Source organism: Mariniflexile gromovii (assembly GCF_017814435.1).
Classification (GTDB): domain Bacteria; phylum Bacteroidota; class Bacteroidia; order Flavobacteriales; family Flavobacteriaceae; genus Mariniflexile; species Mariniflexile gromovii.
Genome location: NZ_JAGJCB010000012.1, coordinates 12,570 through 28,582, shown reverse-complemented (window position 1 = coordinate 28,582; position 16,013 = coordinate 12,570). Strand labels below are relative to the sequence as shown.

The window sequence follows — 16,013 nt, the reverse complement described above, 5'->3', positions numbered from 1 at the left end:
TGAAATTGTCATTCTCGCGAAAGCGGGAAACTATAAAATAAAAAAACCGTTTTTGTTTTATAATCTGTTTGAATTTAGAATTTGAATAAATACATTTGCCACGTACTAACTTAAAATAATAAAATGAACATTCCATCAGAATTAAAATATACAAAAGACCACGAGTGGGTAAGTATTGAAGGCGATATAGCAACCATAGGCATTACAGATTTTGCACAAAGTGAATTGGGCGATATCGTATATGTTGAAGTTGAAACGGTTGATGAAACATTAGAAGCGGAAGAAATTTTTGGCTCTGTTGAAGCAGTAAAAACAGTATCCGATTTATTTTTGCCATTAACAGGTGAAATTATTGAGTTTAATACGGCTTTGGAAGACGAGCCAGAAAAAGTAAACACAGACCCTTATGGTGCTGGTTGGATGATAAAATTGAAATGCTCAGACTTGTCGCAGGTAGAAAACCTTATGTCTGCAGATGCCTATAAAACACTCATAGGTGCTTAAAAAAATAGTTCTTTTAATAAGCATACTTTATACAGTAGCTTTGGCTGCCGTTTGCTTAATTAAATTAAATAATCTTCCAGATGTGGGTGTGTCTTTTGGTGATAAAATATTTCACTTATTGGCATATACTATGTTGACGTTATTATGGTATTACACTTTATTTTATACAGTTAAGTTTGAAAATAAAAAAGCATTAATGTATGCTGCATCTTTTTCAATAGTGTTTGGTATAATTATTGAGGTATTACAAGGAACAGTAACGGCATCACGATCAGCCGATATTTATGATGTGATGGCAAACACCATAGGCGTGTTTCTTGCGGTAGTAATTCTATTCATCAAAAATTTGATTACTATTAAAAAATAACAAACACTTGCTTATTTGATAAATAAATAGTTATTTTACCAATCTTGAAAAACAATTAAATTATGGAACCTAAAAAAAATCCTAAAGCAAATGTTGGACGTAACAGTTCACTTTATTTCGCAATTGGTTTAGCGTTAATGTTATTTTTAACAAATTTCGCTATCAATTTCAAAACATACGATAAGTCGAATATCGATATAGGCATGGTAAGTATGGAAGAAGAATTAGTTGAAGAAATTCCATTAACTCAACAATTACAAACACCACCACCGCCACCGCCACCGCCAGCAGCTCCTGAAGTTATTGAGATTGTTGAGGATGAGGTAGAGGTAGTTGAAACTGTTATAGAATCTACAGAATCTAATCAAGAACAAAAAGTTGTAAAAGTAGAAGCTGTAAAAGTAGCTCCAACAATCGAAGAAGATGTAGAGGTTCCTTTTGCTGTTATTGAAAATGTACCGGTATTCCCAGGTTGTGAAGGCGGCGATAACAATGCAAAAAGAGATTGTATGGCTAAAAAAATATCTGATTTTGTAAATAAAAAATTCAATACCGAGTTGGCTAGTGAATTAGGTTTATCAGGAAGACAACGTATTAACGTTATTTTTAAAATAGATAAAACAGGAGAAGTTGTTGGTATCCGTGCCAGAGCACCACACCCTGGTTTAGAAAAAGAAGCAGCGCGTGTTATTGGAATGCTTCCTAAAATGCAACCAGGTAAACAACGTGGTAAAGCAGTAACTGTACCTTATTCATTACCAATTGTTTTTCAAGTACAAGACTAAGAATAATCTTTCTTAATATATTAAAAAAAACTCAAAGGCAACTTTGAGTTTTTTTATTTTACCGCTCCTTTGTAGAAGCCGAAACTGTAAAATAATAGTTTCGGTTAAGGCATATAAAATCCCGTTACAAAATTTGTAACGGGATTTCTTTTTTGGTATACTTATTGAGACTTTATCATAATATTAACATTTAAACTTTATTTATTATGAGTAATCCAAAGAAAACTCACGAGCCCATTCGCCAAAATGGAGAAATCGTGAAAAAGTCGCAAAAGCATGATGCAAATTTACGAAAAAACTCAAGCCTTTACTTTCAATTAGGCTTAATTGTTTGCTTACTGGCCGCCTATGGCTTGTTAGAGATGAAATTTGAAACCAGCATTCCAAAGGTCGCCGATACGCTACCACCCGATGTTACTTATGTAGCTGAAATGCCAGTTTTTAAACCTGAAGTAGAAGTTGTTGACGAACCAGTGAAACAAAAAACAACCGACCCTACAAGTGACTATGAAGAAGTTCCTAATGAAACCCCCGATGTGTTTATTGATGAGCCAGAAAAACCAACCACACCAACTTCAACACCTGTTAAACAAGGAAACTTCAATTTAGTGGATAAGCCCGATGATGAAGCACCTGTTTCATTTGAGCGTATAGAGAATGTGCCCATTTATCCCGGTTGCGAAAACAAGAAAACAAATGACGATAAACGTAAATGCATGTCGGATAAGATTACGCAGCTCATCCAAAAGAAGTTCAATTCGGGCTTGGGTAGTGAATTAGGTTTGTCCGGCAAACAGGTTATAAGAACACAATTTAAAATTGATAAAACGGGGCATGTTAAAGAAATTCAAGTTAGAGGTCCTCACCCCAAATTAGAAAAAGAAGCAGAGCGTGTTATCAATATCATTCCAGAAATGACACCAGGTAAACAACGGGATAAGCATGTAGATGTTCTTTACTCGTTACCCATTATATTTCAAGTACAAGATTAAAAACATTACAATTTAATAAGCTTAAAGCCGTTATCGATACATCGATATCGGCTTTTTTAATTAGCTATTATTAAAAATATAGTATCTTTCAACCCTAAATCAATGCTAATATAAAACCATGAAGCAATTCGTTGTTCTATTCCTACTTTTTACAAGCTTTATAATGGGTTCCCAAAATAAAGCTTACAATGAAAAACCTCCTGTATTTCCAAATTGCGACAGCTTAACCATTGATAAGTTGCAAACATGTTTTGATACCAATGTTTACAACAATATTTATAACAATTTTAAAGTCCCTGAAAAAGTTTTAAAAGAAAACTATAAAGGCGAAGTGGTGGTGCTTTTTGAAGTTGATACCACAGGGCAATTTAAAGTATTGTATGTAGAAGCCATGTACAGCGAATTAAAAACCGAGGTAAAACGGGTGTTCTCCATGTTTCCAAAAGTTACCCCAGCTACTTACAATGGCAGAAACACCTATAAACAATACACCATTCCTGTCAGGATACCGTTAGTAAACCAAACGGCAGTAACCCAAGATATAGCTAAGGAAAACGAAATATCTAAACGAGAGCAACAAGCAAAATCGGAATTTGATAGCATCAACAATACCTTAAAAGCGTTTGAAGATAAAGCCTATTCCAGTCAACTTAATATTCCGTTTACACATAGCGATTATGCCAAGTTTGATAGGCAGATGAACATGGTTGGAACCAATAGCCATACGGCATCCAAACCATTTGTTTATGAAGATGTATCAAAATATTACGATTTTAAAGCTGAAAAAGACAAGTTGCTAAAAGAAACAGATACTTGGGTAGGAAGAAAACTTTGGAACGAACATTTGGTGCAATTGCAAGGAAATGGGTATTGGTTTACAATCGACCCTATTTTAGATTTACAAACAGGAACCGATGCCGATGCCGATTTCAATTCAACCTACAACAACACCCGTGGGGTTTTAATACAAGGTGGCTTGGGAGATAAATTAAGTTTTTATACCTCGGTTTTTGAAAGTCAAGGGCGTTTTGCACAATATGTAAACAACTATGCCGAAAGCTTAAAAGCTTTTGGTCCCGATCCAGCCATCATTCCAGGGCGTGGAATTGCAAAGCGTTTTAAAACCAATTCGTATGATTACCCGGTGGCAGAAGCCTATTTATCATACGCGCCAGCTAAGTTTATGAACGTTCAATTTGGGCATGGAAAAAACTTTATTGGCGATGGGTACCGTTCGCTGTTATTGAGTGATGTGGCGAGTCCGCACCCATTTTTAAAATTGAATACCTCGTTTTGGAAAATTAAATACACCAATACATGGATGTGGTTAAAAGACGTGAGGGATGAAGTGGTGCAAGACAAAGCCTTTTTAACCAAGTACATGGCAAGCCATTATTTAAGCTATAATGTGTCCAAGAAATTAAATATTGGTTTGTTCGAATCGGTGTTGTGGACGAATAGCAACGACCGAGGTTTTGATGTCAATTATTTAAACCCCATCATATTTTACAGGGCTATTGAGTTTGAAACGGGCCAAGGTGCAGGTAACGCCATTATGGGAGCATCAGCAAAATACAAATGGAACGATAATGTGAATATTTACAGCCAGTTTATTTTAGATGAATTTTCACTTAGCGATATCAAAGCAGGCGAGAAAAGCTATAAGAATAAATTTGGCTACCAATTAGGGGTTAAATATTTCAATGCCTTTAAAGTTGATAATTTATTGCTTCAGTTTGAATATAACCGAGTGCGCCCTTACACCTATTCGCATAATACCATTGTGTTAAACTATGCGCACAACAACCAGTCTATGGCGCATTTATGGAACTCAAATTTTAGCGAGGTTATTTTAATAGGGAGGTACCATTACAAGCGTTGGTTTGCAAATGCCAAATTAATTTTTGGGGTTAAAGGTTTTGATATTAATAGCGAAACGGATAATTTTAGTTACGGTGGCGATATTTACCGAGATTATTTTGACAGACCATTTGATACCGGTGTTGAAATAGGCCAAGGCATAAAAACCAACATATTTAACGGTAATATACAAGCAGGGTATTTAATAAACCCCGCAACTAATTTGAAGATTTTTACCGATATAACCGTTAGAAACTTTAACCCAGAAGCCGAAAACACCACCACATTTAAAAACAATACCGTGTGGTTTAACTTTGGTATTAGAACCGATTTGTTTAATTGGTATTTCGATTTTTAACCCCATTCCTAAGAACACTAAACTCTGCTTATTGGTTTTAGTAGTTGGTGAAAGTTAAAATTCTTTTTAAATAAATTTGAGTATAAGTATAAAATATCACAACAACAATGAGTTTTTTTGGTTATTGTTGTCACTACTAGATAGCGGCTTAGCGGTAGTTGAGTAAAGAGGTAAAGATAGGATGACGTTTTAATATAAAAGGTCACTAACTTAAGAATTAATAAAAGATTTCGTTAAGGTCGATTAAATACCTCTATTGTTTAAATATAATAATTCTAAAAAACAATTATTTTACGGGTTTTCCACATTATATTTTTTTATTTTTAAATAAAACATCTGTTTTTTCTTGTTTATCATGTAGGTTTTTTTAATTTTCTTATTACATTTATAACATAAAGTTCTCTCATTTTTAATATATGAATTATTAACCTTTAAATTATATATACTCATGGAAACTTATTTTAGAACTTATTCAAAAATTGTAATTTTACTTACTGGAATTCTGTTGACATTCACTAATTGTGAAAAAGATAATCCAAATATTGGAGATGAATTGCTTGATGATTTTAATGAGTATGAGATTACAGAAAATGATGTGCTTAAGATGAAAAAACTTGATTTTAATCCATCTGGGCTAAGATTAGTTGGTCTTAAGAATAACGAACAGACTACTGAGAAATATTATATAGTAGAAGGGGATATCATGATAAATTATGCTCAAGTAGATAAAATGATAGATTCAAAAAAATCAGATAAGTATTCTCCAAATTCCAAAACAAATCATTATAGTTCAAATAATGTAGTTGATAATAATAAAATTATTAATATTAGGGGAGTTAATCAAGGTGTTGGAGTTCTTCCATATGATGCGCGAATAGCCCTTATTGATGCGGTACAAAATTATAATGATTTAAATATTGGACTTGAATTTATATTAACTTTTGGACCTCAAGATAATTCAAAGGATATAAATGCAATTGAAATTTTTGAAACACAACCAGGGGGTAGAGCAGATTTCCCATTTAGTGGAAATCCTGGATCATTAGTAAGAATGTTTTCTGGAAGTATAGGATATAGTTCTCAAGTTTTAAAACACATTTGGACACATGAAATCGGACATTCGTTAGGTTTACGACATACAGATTGGTTTAGTAGAGAAAGTTGTGGTTATAATGTTTCCGAGCCTGTTAATCCTGTTGATTTTCCAAATGCAAATGGAGCAAATCATATTCCTGGTACACCAACTGGCTTTGATCCTAATTCAATAATGCTTAGTTGTTTTGATTCATCAACAGCAACAGGTGAATTTGATAATTATGATAAAATTGCCCTAAATTATTTGTTTCCTGCTCCACCACTACCAACAGTAAATATATCAGGTACTACATATATGGGATCATACAATAGTGTTTCGTGGACTTACAATGGAAATGTGCCTAATGTTCAACAATATAAATGGTGGTATAAAAAAGTAAATAGTGCTGGATCTCCAGTTGTGATTGGATCAACAGGTGTATTTGTTGCAGTGCCAGATACGTTCTATTCTAGTGGTGTGAACTCTTATTTCGATATATATTTGGAAGTGATAGATATTAACGGTAATTCATATAATAGTGCAACATATACCATTTTGAAAAAAGGTAAATTCAAGCTAGTAAGTGATTTATAAAATTAAAAAATCAAACAAAACCCCTTACTAATCGAATAGTAGGGGTGTTTAATTATTTAATTTACTATTTATATCAAAAAAAAAACGGATATTATAAAACATGCGTAACATATTGGTGAAACTTTAACATATTTTGATATTCAAAAAAAATGAACTTTTTGATAATAAACCTTATGTTAAAAAGGTTTCTGTAAAAGGATGTGTTTTTAATGATGTTTCAAGATAGTATATTTTGAATAATTCACAGCTACCGCCAAACTCTTCTTATTCGTGTTCTTAGTGGGAATTTTTTTGAACAAGCCAGTAAACCTTAAACAATATTATTAAAATATGCTGAAATATAGAAGAGAAGTGTCATTTGAGCGTATTAGTATGGAAAAATACAACAAAGAAATTGACGATTCTATTGCTGATATTGAAGTAGGAAATTATCATACCCATGAAGAAGTGAATACAATGATAAAACAGTGGGGAAAAAGATAATTTGGACTAACCATGCTATCGCACAGTTAAACGAAGCATTTTTAGAACACAAACTGATTTGTAAACAACTTTGTATTTACACTAAACAATGCAAACATGCCCGCGTGAGGGATAGCAGTGGAAATCCTTTTTAAAACATGATAAACCAAATTTTGGCAAGAACTGAAATTTGACAGATTGCTTCGTCCTTCGTCCTCGCAATGACGTTTTAAAAAGATTGTAACGAATAGCCCGACCCGTCCTGATAGCCATCGGGAGGGACACGCCCAAAAAATTCCAACAGATTTCCCAAAATAAATTACCAATAAAAAGCATTGCTCAAAATGCTTTAATAAAGTATCTTTGCACTCGCTATTGAAAGCGGTTAAGTAAATTTACTATTGGGCAAATCAAAAACTTTAGTAACAGGGCCTTCTGTTATATCAGATTTTAAGGAAATCACTAAAATGCGATTGGCATTAAGCGTGGTGTTTTCGTCGCTTGCAGGTTATTTGCTAGGGGTTGAAACGGTTGATTTTAAAACCTTGGTTTTACTGGCATTTGGTGGCTATTTTATGGTGGGCGCCTCTAACGCGTTCAATCAAATTATTGAAAAAGATTTGGATGCCTTAATGGATAGAACCAAAAACAGGCCCATTCCTTCGGGACGTATGAGTGTTACCACGGCGTTTATAATTGCATCCGTTTTTACACTGTTGGGTGTAATTATTCTGTACACCATAAACAAGCAAACGGCTATGTTTGGTGCTATATCCATATTTTTATATACCTGCGTTTATACGCCTTTAAAAACCAAAACACCTTTGGCGGTTTTTGTGGGTGCCATTCCGGGTGCTATTCCGTTTATGTTGGGTTGGGTTGCGGCTACCGACGATTTTGGTATTGAGCCAGGGACCTTATTCGCTTTGCAGTTTTTTTGGCAGTTTCCGCATTTTTGGGCCATAGGCTGGTTTTTGTTTGAAGATTATAAAAAAGGAGGTTTCTTTATGTTGCCAACAGGTAAACAAGATAAAGGCACTGCGGTACAAACCATTATGTACACCATTTGGACGGTTTTGGTATCCATTATTCCGGTTTTTGGGTTTACGGGACGCTTACAACTATCCATAGTTTCGGCCATTATAGTGTTTGCTTTAGGATTATGGATGCTGTACTACGCCATCCGTTTGTTTAAGATCATGACCGAAAAAGCGGCAAAACAGCTTATGTTGGTAAGCGTGTCTTACATTTCGTTGGTGCAAATAGTATATGTTATAGATAAATTTATACGATAATATGGATTTAACACAAGGTACTTTAGAAGAAAAAAATAGCAGAGCAAAAAAAATGATGCTTTGGTTTGGTATTATATCGCTTATCATGTCGTTTGCAGGATGGACCAGCGCTTTTGTGGTAAGTAGTTCTAGACCCGATTGGTTGAAAGATTTTCAATTGCCAAATGCTTTTATAATTAGCACTGTAATTATTATGTTAAGCAGCGTGTCTTTTATTTTAGCTAAAAAGTCTTTAAAAAACAGCAACAATAAGGCTACCATGCTTTGGTTGTTCATCACACTTATTTTGGGTGTGGTTTTTATTTTTTATCAATTTTCGGGTTTCCAACAAATTATTGATTTAGGTTATAATTTTACCGGTCCAACAAGTAATGTTACCATGTCTTACATCTATTTAATAGCCATTGTGCACATTTTGCACGTGGTTGTAGGGCTTATTTGCTTATTGGTTGTAATTTATAATCATTTTAAACAAAAGTATAAACCAACAAAAATGCTTGGTTTTGAACTTGCAGCCACCTTTTGGCATTTTATTGATATACTATGGGTGTATCTCTTTTTATTTTTATATTTTATAAGATAAATAAATTGATTATTTTTGTCCAACTTTTAAAAAACAACCAACATATATGAGTACTACAGTTGCGAACACTGGAACAGAAGTTAAAACTTGGGGAGGAGGTAACGAACCTTTAAAAGCAAGTTATGGTAAAATGATGATGTGGTTTTTCATCGTTTCAGATGCATTAACCTTTTCGGGGTTTTTAGCTGCCTACGGATTTTCAAGATTTAAATTTATTGATGCATGGCCAATTGCCGATGAGGTATTTACACACGTACCGTTTTTACATGGGCAAGAATTACCGATGATTTACGTAGCGTTTATGACGTTTGTACTTATCATGTCGTCTGTAACCATGGTATTGGCGGTAGATGCTGGTCATCATTTAAACAAAGCTAAAGTAACTTTATATATGTTCCTAACCATTATTGGTGGTATCATATTCGTAGGGTCTCAGGCTTGGGAATGGGCAACCTTTATAAAAGGCGATTTTGGTGCTGTACAAACAAAAGGAGGAAACATTCTTCAATTTGTTGATACCGATGGGCATCGTGTAGCATTAAGGGATTTTGTGGTAGCTGGTGAGCATGAGCGCGTACAACAAGAGCGTAAAAATGGTATTTGGTTTGTTGAAGAAGGTACCTTGCCTCCTTATACGGTTGAAGAAGTTGTTCACGGTTTAGAGAAACACGAAAATATTTTAGTTAGAACACAGTTGTTGGATGAACACGGACATAAAACGGTTTTATCTAGAGAAGAATCATTAAAACAGTTGAAAAACAACGGTAAATTAGTAGTTGAAGGTGCTAATTTACATGTGAACGAATATGGTTCGCCGTTATTTGCCGATTTCTTTTTCTTCATTACAGGGTTTCACGGTTTCCACGTATTTTCAGGAGTTGTTATCAATATCATTATTTTCTTCAACGTGGTATTAGGAACTTACGAAAGACGTAAAAGCTACGAAATGGTTGAAAAAGTTGGGTTGTACTGGCACTTTGTAGATTTAGTTTGGGTATTTGTATTTACATTCTTCTACCTAGTTTAATAAGTAAAATATTAGTTTAAAATGGCACACGCACATAAATTAGAAATATTTAGAGGTTTAGTTAAGTTTAAATCCAATACTCAAAAAATTTGGGGAGTTTTGGTCTTTTTAACCATTGTAACAGCGGTTGAGGTTGTATTGGGTATCTATAAGCCAGAATCTTTAATGAAGCATGTTTTAGGCATGAAAGGTCTTAACTGGATATTCATTATACTAACTTTGGTAAAAGCTTATTACATTACTTGGGATTTTATGCACATGCGCGATGAAACTAAAGGTTTAAGACGCGCCGTGGTTTGGACAACAATTTTCTTAATTCTTTATTTAATATTTATCTTATTACAAGAAGGCGGTTACGTTTTTAGAGTATATGATGATGGCTTTATAAAAAGAGATTTTTAAGGAATTAGAATAAATTAGCATTAAGTGTTAAATAGATATATAAAGGCGGTTTTTAAACCGCCTTTTTTTATTTTTGCACATTAATTTGAAAACAGGTTTTTAATGAACTATAAAAAAGCAGGTCGGTATTTAATTTTAGGGGTTTTGTTCTTTCTTCCTGTTACTTTTTTACTGTTCTTATACCCGGCAACACATAACTATACGCCGCTTGATATCGTGAACCAGTCGGTTTTAGAAATCAATCAATTTAATTCAAATACTGAAGAAAAAATTGTTTTAAAAGACCATATTACGGTACTCGGTTTTTTAGGGACAAACCCTATAAGTAACAGTATTATGGCTTCCAATTTAAAGGAATTGGTTTATGATAAATTCAAAGGTTTTAAAAAATTTCAAGTCGTTATTTTGGTTCCAAACGGAACAGAAACGGAGGTTGAAAAGTTAAAATCTGAAATTAGTGGATACGAAGATTTAAGGTTTTGGCACTTTGTTTTTGGTGAACCCGATGCTATTAAAACCGTGTTCAATAGTTTAAAAAGCAAAACAGGTTTAAACAACAATTTAGAAACGAACGAGGTGTTTGTTGTTGATAAGGATTTAAACCAAAGAGGCAGATTGGATGATAGAACGGATAATGAAATCGCGAAAAAAGCACCTGCTTATAGGTTGAATTCGTATAACTGTATTGAAGTGGCCGAAATAAAGAATAAAATGAGTGACGATTTACGTATTTTATTTACCGAATACAGGCAAATAAGAAAAGGAGAATTTGATTCTTCTACAAGAAGAGCAAACGATTTAAAAGAAACTACAAATTAATAAGGTTGTTAGGTTGAGCGCAGTCTAAACCTTTTAATATTTATAAAAATGAGCAAAAAAACGAATTATTCATATATAGGTATTGCATTTGTGATTCTGGTTTTCGGTATTATTTTTATTCCGAAAATTGTAGATAGAATTTCCAATGATGATGTTACTAGAAATGAGAGCAGAAGCGATTTTTCAAAAGGGAGCAAAACAAAACTTTCCGATTTGGCTTTTATAGAAATTAATGGTGAAGCAAAAAAAGTGCCGCCGTTTTCTTTCATAAATCAAGATGGGGAAACCATTTCTAATAAAGATTATGAAGGTAAAGTGTATGTGATTGAATTTTTCTTTACAACCTGTCCCACCATTTGCCCAAGAATGAATGCAAACCTTATTCAAATTCAAAATACATTTAAAGGTTTTGAAAATTTTGGTGTGGCATCGTTCACTATAAACCCCGATTATGATACGCCCGAAATACTTAAGGCATATGCAACCCAATATGGTGTAACCAACCCAAATTGGCATTTAATGACCGGCGATAAGGAGGCCATTTATAAACTTTCAAACGAAGGATTTAATTTGTACACAGCACAGGAAGAAGATGCGGTGGGTGGTTTTGAACACTCTGGAAATTTCGCTTTAATAGATAAAAACGGATTCATTCGCTCTAGAAAAGACGAATTTGGAAACCCTATTATTTATTACAAAGGCATCGTTTCAGAATCTGAAAAAGTTGATGACGATGGTGCCCCCGAAGAAATTAGCGCATTAAAAGAAGACATTAAAAAGTTATTAAATGAATAATTCAAACGAAGTTTTAGACGATAAAAAATACAATAAGTTAATTATTATATTATCTGTTGTAATACCTATAGCAGTAGCCATTTTATTTGGTGTTAGAATACCCAATGTGGAGCCTTTATCTTTTTTACCTCCTATTTATGCTACTATAAATGGGCTAACGGCGGTTATTTTGGTAATTGCCTTCATAGCCATTAAAAATAAAAATATTGTGCTTCATGAGAATTTAATGACAACCGCCATATGGTGTTCCGCAGCGTTTTTAGTTATGTATGTAGCTTACCACATGACGAGCGATTCCACAAAGTTTGGTGGTGAAGGCGCTATTAAATATGTGTATTATTTCATCTTAATAACACATATTCTATTGTCTATTGCTGTGATTCCGTTTGTGCTAATTACGTATGTTAGGGCCATCACCAACAACATAGAAAAGCATAAAAAAATAGCTAAAATTACATTCCCATTGTGGTTGTATGTAGCGGTAACAGGTGTTATAGTTTATATTATGATTTCACCATATTATGTATAAATGTCTGTTTGAGCGCAGTTTGGAATTTTAAGATTACACCATGAAAACTAAAATCATCTTTCTTCTCTTTTCTCTTTTCTTTTTTTTGAAAAGTAATGCCCAATGCGCCATGTGTAGAGCGGTATTGGAAAGTGAAGAAACACAAACTGCAGCCGAAGGCATCAACGATGGTATTGTATATTTAATGGCAATTCCTTATATTCTGGTGGGAGGTTTGGGTTACTTTATCTATAAGAAATACAAGACGTTAAAAAAGTAATAAAAAGTTTTTAGTCTGTAATATGTAACATTTCTTTGTATTGATAGTCTTATCTTAGAGCTTCTTACTTAATCAATCAAAAGAATGTTAGAAATACGTCAATTACACAAGTCCTATCCTATAGGAGATTCCAGTTTACATGTTTTAAAAGGTATCGATCTTTCTGTTGAAGAAGGTGAAATGGTTGCCATTATGGGCTCTTCGGGTTCGGGTAAATCTACATTACTGAATATTATTGGTATGTTAGATGAAGCCGATTCAGGAGAGTATATTTTAGATGGCTTACCAATTAAAGACCTTACGGAAAAGAAAGCCGCTGTTTACAGGAACAAGTTTTTAGGATTCATTTTTCAATCATTTAACCTTATAAACTACAAAAATGCGCTTGAAAATGTAGCGTTACCTTTATACTACCAAGGGATGAAACGTAAAGAACGTCAAGAATTGGCTATGTTTCATTTGGAAAAAGTAGGTTTAGCAAATTGGGCTACCCACTTGCCTAAAGAATTATCAGGTGGTCAAAACCAACGTGTAGCCATAGCACGTGCTTTGGCGGCAAATCCTAAATTATTATTGGCCGATGAGCCAACAGGAGCATTAGATACGTCCACTTCGCATGAAATTATGGCGTTTATTCAGCAATTAAATGATGAAGGTAAAACCATTTTAATGGTAACGCACGAAGAAGATATTGCCAATATGTGTAAACGTATTGTCCGCTTACGAGATGGTATCATATTAGAAGACGTAAAAGTAACCCAAGTAAGAGCAGAGCAATATGTTTGATTTAGATCTTTGGCGAGAAATATTTCAAAGTATCAATAAAAACCGAACCCGGAGTTTGCTTTCTGGGTTTACAGTGGCATTTGCCATATTGTTATTTACCATTCTATTTGGTATTGCAAACGGCTTACAAAACACCTTTGCAGAAGCCTTTGTTGATGATGCTACCAATTCAATCTTCATAAATTCCGGTAGGACTACCAAAGCCAATAAGGGCTTGCAGTCTGGAAGACAAATTCAATTTAAAAACGAAGATTACGATTATATAAAAGACGAATTTGGCAACAAAGTAGAATATATTACAGCACGTATTTATAACAATATACAAGCTTCTTTTAGAGGGGAACAAAACAGTTATAGTTTGCGTGGTGTGCACCCAGATCATCAATATTTAGAAAAAACCAATGTCATTGAAGGACGATACATTAATCAAAATGATTTACAAAACAGAACCAAAGTAGTTGTTATTGGCAGAAAAATTGAAGAAGATTTGTTTTTAAAAACCACCGCTTTAGGTAAATATATAAACCTTAGTAGCATACCTTATAAAGTGGTGGGCATTTTTACCGATGATGGTGGCGATAACGAGGAACGTATTATGTACATGCCCGTAACCACGGCGCAACAAGTTTACGGTAAACACGATTATATCGATCAAATAAACCTGACCTACAACCCCGAAATGAATTATGATGAAGCTCTGGCTTTTAGTTCATTACTAACCAAAAAACTTAAAGACCGATTTTCAGTGGCCAGTAGCGACCAACGTGCTGTAAGAGTTCGCAACATGGCAGAAGGTACTAAAGCCGTTAGCCAAATGACATTTGGTTTAACCGTTATTATTTTGGTTATCGGTTTCGGAACTTTAATAGCCGGCGTTGTTGGGGTAAGTAACATCATGATTTTTATAGTTAAAGAACGTACCAAAGAAATAGGTATTCGTAAAGCTTTGGGTGCTACACCAAGATCCATTGTTTCTATTATTTTAATAGAATCTATTCTTATCACAGCCATTGCAGGCTATGTTGGGTTATTAATCGGAGTTGGGGTTATAGAACTTGTGACACCAGTTTTAAAAGATTATTTTATTAAAGACCCAGGTGTAAGTAACGGTTTGGTAATAGGAGCCACCTTAACTTTAATAGCAGCAGGGGCCATCGCAGGCTATTTTCCAGCAAAAAGAGCTTCTAAAATAAAACCCATTGTAGCACTAAGAAACGACTAAACATGTTTAAATTTTTATTTGAAAGCGATACGTGGCAAGAAGTTTTTGATAGCTTTAGTAAAAACAAACTAAGGTCTATCCTTACCATGGTGGGCGTTTGGTGGGGTATTTTGTTGCTTATTGGCTTATTGGGTTCTGCACGGGGTTTAGAAAATTCATTTAACAGATTGTTTGGAAGTTTTGCCACCAATAGCGTATTTGTTTGGGGTCAAAGTACCAGCAAACCATTTAAGGGATTTCAGGAAGGAAAGCAAGTAAGACTATCTCTAACCGATGCTAAAAAAGTAGAAGAAAATGTAGAAGGTATCGAGTTTGTGCTTCCAAGAAGCCAACAAGGTACCAGTGTTACCAGAAACTTTCTTACGGGTAGTTTTCAAATGGCGGGCGATTATCCGTTGTTAGACCAATTGCAAAAGAAAAAGCTCATACATGGTCGTTTCATCAATCAAAATGATATTGATGAAAATAAAAAAATAGCAGTTATTTCAGAAGACACCTATAAACAGCTGTTTGAAAAGGACGAAGATGCCATAGGGAAATATATCGACATCAACGGCATCAATTTTATTGTAGTAGGTATTTTTGAAGTAGGAAACATAAATATGGGACCTTCAACAGATATTCACATTCCATTTACAACTTTTCAGCAAATATATAATAGAGGCGATCGAATAGGTTGGATGATGATAACCGGAAAGCCAGAATATGATATTAAACAGATAGAAGAAGATGTTAAGCTGTTGCTTAAAAATTTGAATAATATTCATCCAGAAGATACGCGCGCTTTTGGAAGTGTTAACGTAGGCAAAGAATTTAAAAAAGTAACAGGCTTTTTAATAGGTATGCAGTTTTTAACATGGTTTGTTGGCATTGCAACATTAATAGCAGGTGTTTTTGCTATTGGAAATATATTGTTGATTACCGTAAGGGAACGTACCAAAGAAATAGGCATACGTCGTGCTTTAGGGGCAACACCTTTTGAAATTAAACGTCAAATTGTGTTGGAAGCGGTGTTCTTAACCATGGTGGCAGGTATTTTCGGAATCATTACTGGCGGTTGGATTTTAATAGGATTGGATGCAGCTTTCGGGCAAGGTACCGATGCGGTAATAGTAAACGCATCTGTATCGATAGCAGTCGTATTTATAGCCCTTATTATATTAGTAATATTAGGCACCCTGATTGGGTTAATTCCGGCATTTAAAGCCACAAGTATCAAACCCATAGAAGCATTAAGAGAAGAATAGGCTACTATGTAGCAAATTCCAAAAAAATAAAAAAACTAAATTCCAAAATAGA

18 protein-coding genes are annotated in these 16,013 nt (G+C 34.2%); all 18 read left to right on the top strand.

The features are described 5' to 3' along the window. Positions 1 to 123 precede the first annotated feature (123 nt). The gene (gcvH, locus tag J8H85_RS12465) at positions 124 to 504 is read left to right on the top strand and encodes a glycine cleavage system protein GcvH (protein ID WP_209655539.1); all 381 of its coding nucleotides are present in this window, start codon (positions 124 to 126) and stop codon (positions 502 to 504) included. Next, positions 497 to 871, top strand: a complete 375-nt coding sequence (locus tag J8H85_RS12460; RefSeq protein ID WP_317195003.1) for a VanZ family protein — start codon at positions 497 to 499, stop codon at positions 869 to 871. The genes gcvH and J8H85_RS12460 overlap by 8 nt, the downstream gene beginning before the upstream one ends. A 62-nt stretch (positions 872 to 933) precedes the next feature. After that, the gene (locus J8H85_RS12455; RefSeq protein ID WP_209655538.1) at positions 934 to 1,656 is read left to right on the top strand and encodes an energy transducer TonB; all 723 of its coding nucleotides are present in this window, start codon (positions 934 to 936) and stop codon (positions 1,654 to 1,656) included. Positions 1,657 to 1,862: 206 nt separating this feature from the next. Beyond that, positions 1,863 to 2,648, top strand: coding sequence for an energy transducer TonB (locus J8H85_RS12450; protein ID WP_209655537.1), 786 nt, complete (start codon positions 1,863 to 1,865; stop codon positions 2,646 to 2,648). A 118-nt stretch (positions 2,649 to 2,766) separates the two neighbouring features. Next, a complete protein-coding gene (locus J8H85_RS12445) occupies positions 2,767 to 4,866 on the top strand; it encodes an energy transducer TonB (RefSeq protein ID WP_209655536.1) in 2,100 nt (699 codons plus the stop codon). A gap of 448 nt (positions 4,867 to 5,314) precedes the next feature. Then, positions 5,315 to 6,535, top strand: a complete 1,221-nt coding sequence (locus J8H85_RS12440) for a M57 family metalloprotease (RefSeq protein ID WP_209655535.1) — start codon at positions 5,315 to 5,317, stop codon at positions 6,533 to 6,535. A 330-nt stretch (positions 6,536 to 6,865) separates the two neighbouring features. Next, complete coding sequence (locus J8H85_RS12435) at positions 6,866 to 7,018, top strand: hypothetical protein (RefSeq protein WP_209655534.1); 153 nt, start codon at positions 6,866 to 6,868, stop codon at positions 7,016 to 7,018. Between the two features lie 380 nt (positions 7,019 to 7,398). Then, positions 7,399 to 8,292 (top strand): heme o synthase, encoded by an 894-nt coding sequence (gene cyoE, locus J8H85_RS12430; protein WP_209655533.1) that lies wholly within the window; start codon positions 7,399 to 7,401, stop codon positions 8,290 to 8,292. A gap of 1 nt (position 8,293) precedes the next feature. Next, positions 8,294 to 8,875: a cytochrome c oxidase subunit 3 gene (locus tag J8H85_RS12425; RefSeq protein WP_209655532.1), complete on the top strand. Its 582-nt coding sequence runs from the start codon at positions 8,294 to 8,296 to the stop codon at positions 8,873 to 8,875. 46 nt (positions 8,876 to 8,921) lie between these two features. Further along, positions 8,922 to 9,902, top strand: a complete 981-nt coding sequence (locus tag J8H85_RS12420; protein WP_209655531.1) for a cytochrome c oxidase subunit 3 — start codon at positions 8,922 to 8,924, stop codon at positions 9,900 to 9,902. A gap of 21 nt (positions 9,903 to 9,923) precedes the next feature. After that, entirely contained in the window at positions 9,924 to 10,304 is a 381-nt protein-coding gene (locus J8H85_RS12415) for a cytochrome C oxidase subunit IV family protein (RefSeq protein WP_209655530.1), read from the top strand. A 102-nt stretch (positions 10,305 to 10,406) separates the two neighbouring features. Then, the gene (locus J8H85_RS12410) at positions 10,407 to 11,123 is read left to right on the top strand and encodes a hypothetical protein (RefSeq protein ID WP_209655529.1); all 717 of its coding nucleotides are present in this window, start codon (positions 10,407 to 10,409) and stop codon (positions 11,121 to 11,123) included. A 48-nt stretch (positions 11,124 to 11,171) separates the two neighbouring features. Beyond that, entirely contained in the window at positions 11,172 to 11,918 is a 747-nt protein-coding gene (locus tag J8H85_RS12405) for an SCO family protein (RefSeq protein ID WP_209655528.1), read from the top strand. Next, a complete protein-coding gene (locus J8H85_RS12400; protein ID WP_209655527.1) occupies positions 11,911 to 12,447 on the top strand; it encodes a DUF420 domain-containing protein in 537 nt (178 codons plus the stop codon). The genes J8H85_RS12405 and J8H85_RS12400 overlap by 8 nt, the downstream gene beginning before the upstream one ends. A 40-nt stretch (positions 12,448 to 12,487) precedes the next feature. After that, positions 12,488 to 12,706, top strand: coding sequence for a hypothetical protein (locus tag J8H85_RS12395; RefSeq protein ID WP_209655526.1), 219 nt, complete (start codon positions 12,488 to 12,490; stop codon positions 12,704 to 12,706). Positions 12,707 to 12,790: 84 nt separating this feature from the next. Beyond that, a complete protein-coding gene (locus J8H85_RS12390) occupies positions 12,791 to 13,492 on the top strand; it encodes an ABC transporter ATP-binding protein (RefSeq protein ID WP_209655525.1) in 702 nt (233 codons plus the stop codon). Beyond that, the gene (locus tag J8H85_RS12385) at positions 13,485 to 14,714 is read left to right on the top strand and encodes an ABC transporter permease (RefSeq protein WP_209655524.1); all 1,230 of its coding nucleotides are present in this window, start codon (positions 13,485 to 13,487) and stop codon (positions 14,712 to 14,714) included. Before J8H85_RS12390 ends, J8H85_RS12385 begins: the two co-directional genes overlap by 8 nt. A 2-nt stretch (positions 14,715 to 14,716) precedes the next feature. Next, positions 14,717 to 15,961: an ABC transporter permease gene (locus J8H85_RS12380; protein ID WP_209655523.1), complete on the top strand. Its 1,245-nt coding sequence runs from the start codon at positions 14,717 to 14,719 to the stop codon at positions 15,959 to 15,961. The last annotated feature ends 52 nt before the right edge of the window (positions 15,962 to 16,013 follow it).

Excerpts from the sequence above, each read along its gene's own strand:
- J8H85_RS12385 (WP_209655524.1), top strand. The coding sequence starts at position 13,485 with ATGTTTGATTTAGATCTTTGGCGAGAAATATTTCAAAGTATCAATAAA.
- J8H85_RS12405 (WP_209655528.1), top strand. The coding sequence starts at position 11,172 with ATGAGCAAAAAAACGAATTATTCATATATAGGTATTGCATTTGTGATT.
- J8H85_RS12450 (WP_209655537.1), top strand. The coding sequence starts at position 1,863 with ATGAGTAATCCAAAGAAAACTCACGAGCCCATTCGCCAAAATGGAGAA.
- gcvH (WP_209655539.1), top strand. The coding sequence starts at position 124 with ATGAACATTCCATCAGAATTAAAATATACAAAAGACCACGAGTGGGTA.
- J8H85_RS12415 (WP_209655530.1), top strand. The coding sequence starts at position 9,924 with ATGGCACACGCACATAAATTAGAAATATTTAGAGGTTTAGTTAAGTTT.
- J8H85_RS12435 (WP_209655534.1), top strand. The coding sequence starts at position 6,866 with ATGCTGAAATATAGAAGAGAAGTGTCATTTGAGCGTATTAGTATGGAA.
- J8H85_RS12400 (WP_209655527.1), top strand. The coding sequence starts at position 11,911 with ATGAATAATTCAAACGAAGTTTTAGACGATAAAAAATACAATAAGTTA.
- J8H85_RS12395 (WP_209655526.1), top strand. The coding sequence starts at position 12,488 with ATGAAAACTAAAATCATCTTTCTTCTCTTTTCTCTTTTCTTTTTTTTG.
- J8H85_RS12420 (WP_209655531.1), top strand. The coding sequence starts at position 8,922 with ATGAGTACTACAGTTGCGAACACTGGAACAGAAGTTAAAACTTGGGGA.
- J8H85_RS12390 (WP_209655525.1), top strand. The coding sequence starts at position 12,791 with ATGTTAGAAATACGTCAATTACACAAGTCCTATCCTATAGGAGATTCC.
- J8H85_RS12440 (WP_209655535.1), top strand. The coding sequence starts at position 5,315 with ATGGAAACTTATTTTAGAACTTATTCAAAAATTGTAATTTTACTTACT.
- J8H85_RS12445 (WP_209655536.1), top strand. The coding sequence starts at position 2,767 with ATGAAGCAATTCGTTGTTCTATTCCTACTTTTTACAAGCTTTATAATG.
- J8H85_RS12425 (WP_209655532.1), top strand. The coding sequence starts at position 8,294 with ATGGATTTAACACAAGGTACTTTAGAAGAAAAAAATAGCAGAGCAAAA.
- J8H85_RS12455 (WP_209655538.1), top strand. The coding sequence starts at position 934 with ATGGAACCTAAAAAAAATCCTAAAGCAAATGTTGGACGTAACAGTTCA.
- J8H85_RS12380 (WP_209655523.1), top strand. The coding sequence starts at position 14,717 with ATGTTTAAATTTTTATTTGAAAGCGATACGTGGCAAGAAGTTTTTGAT.
- J8H85_RS12410 (WP_209655529.1), top strand. The coding sequence starts at position 10,407 with ATGAACTATAAAAAAGCAGGTCGGTATTTAATTTTAGGGGTTTTGTTC.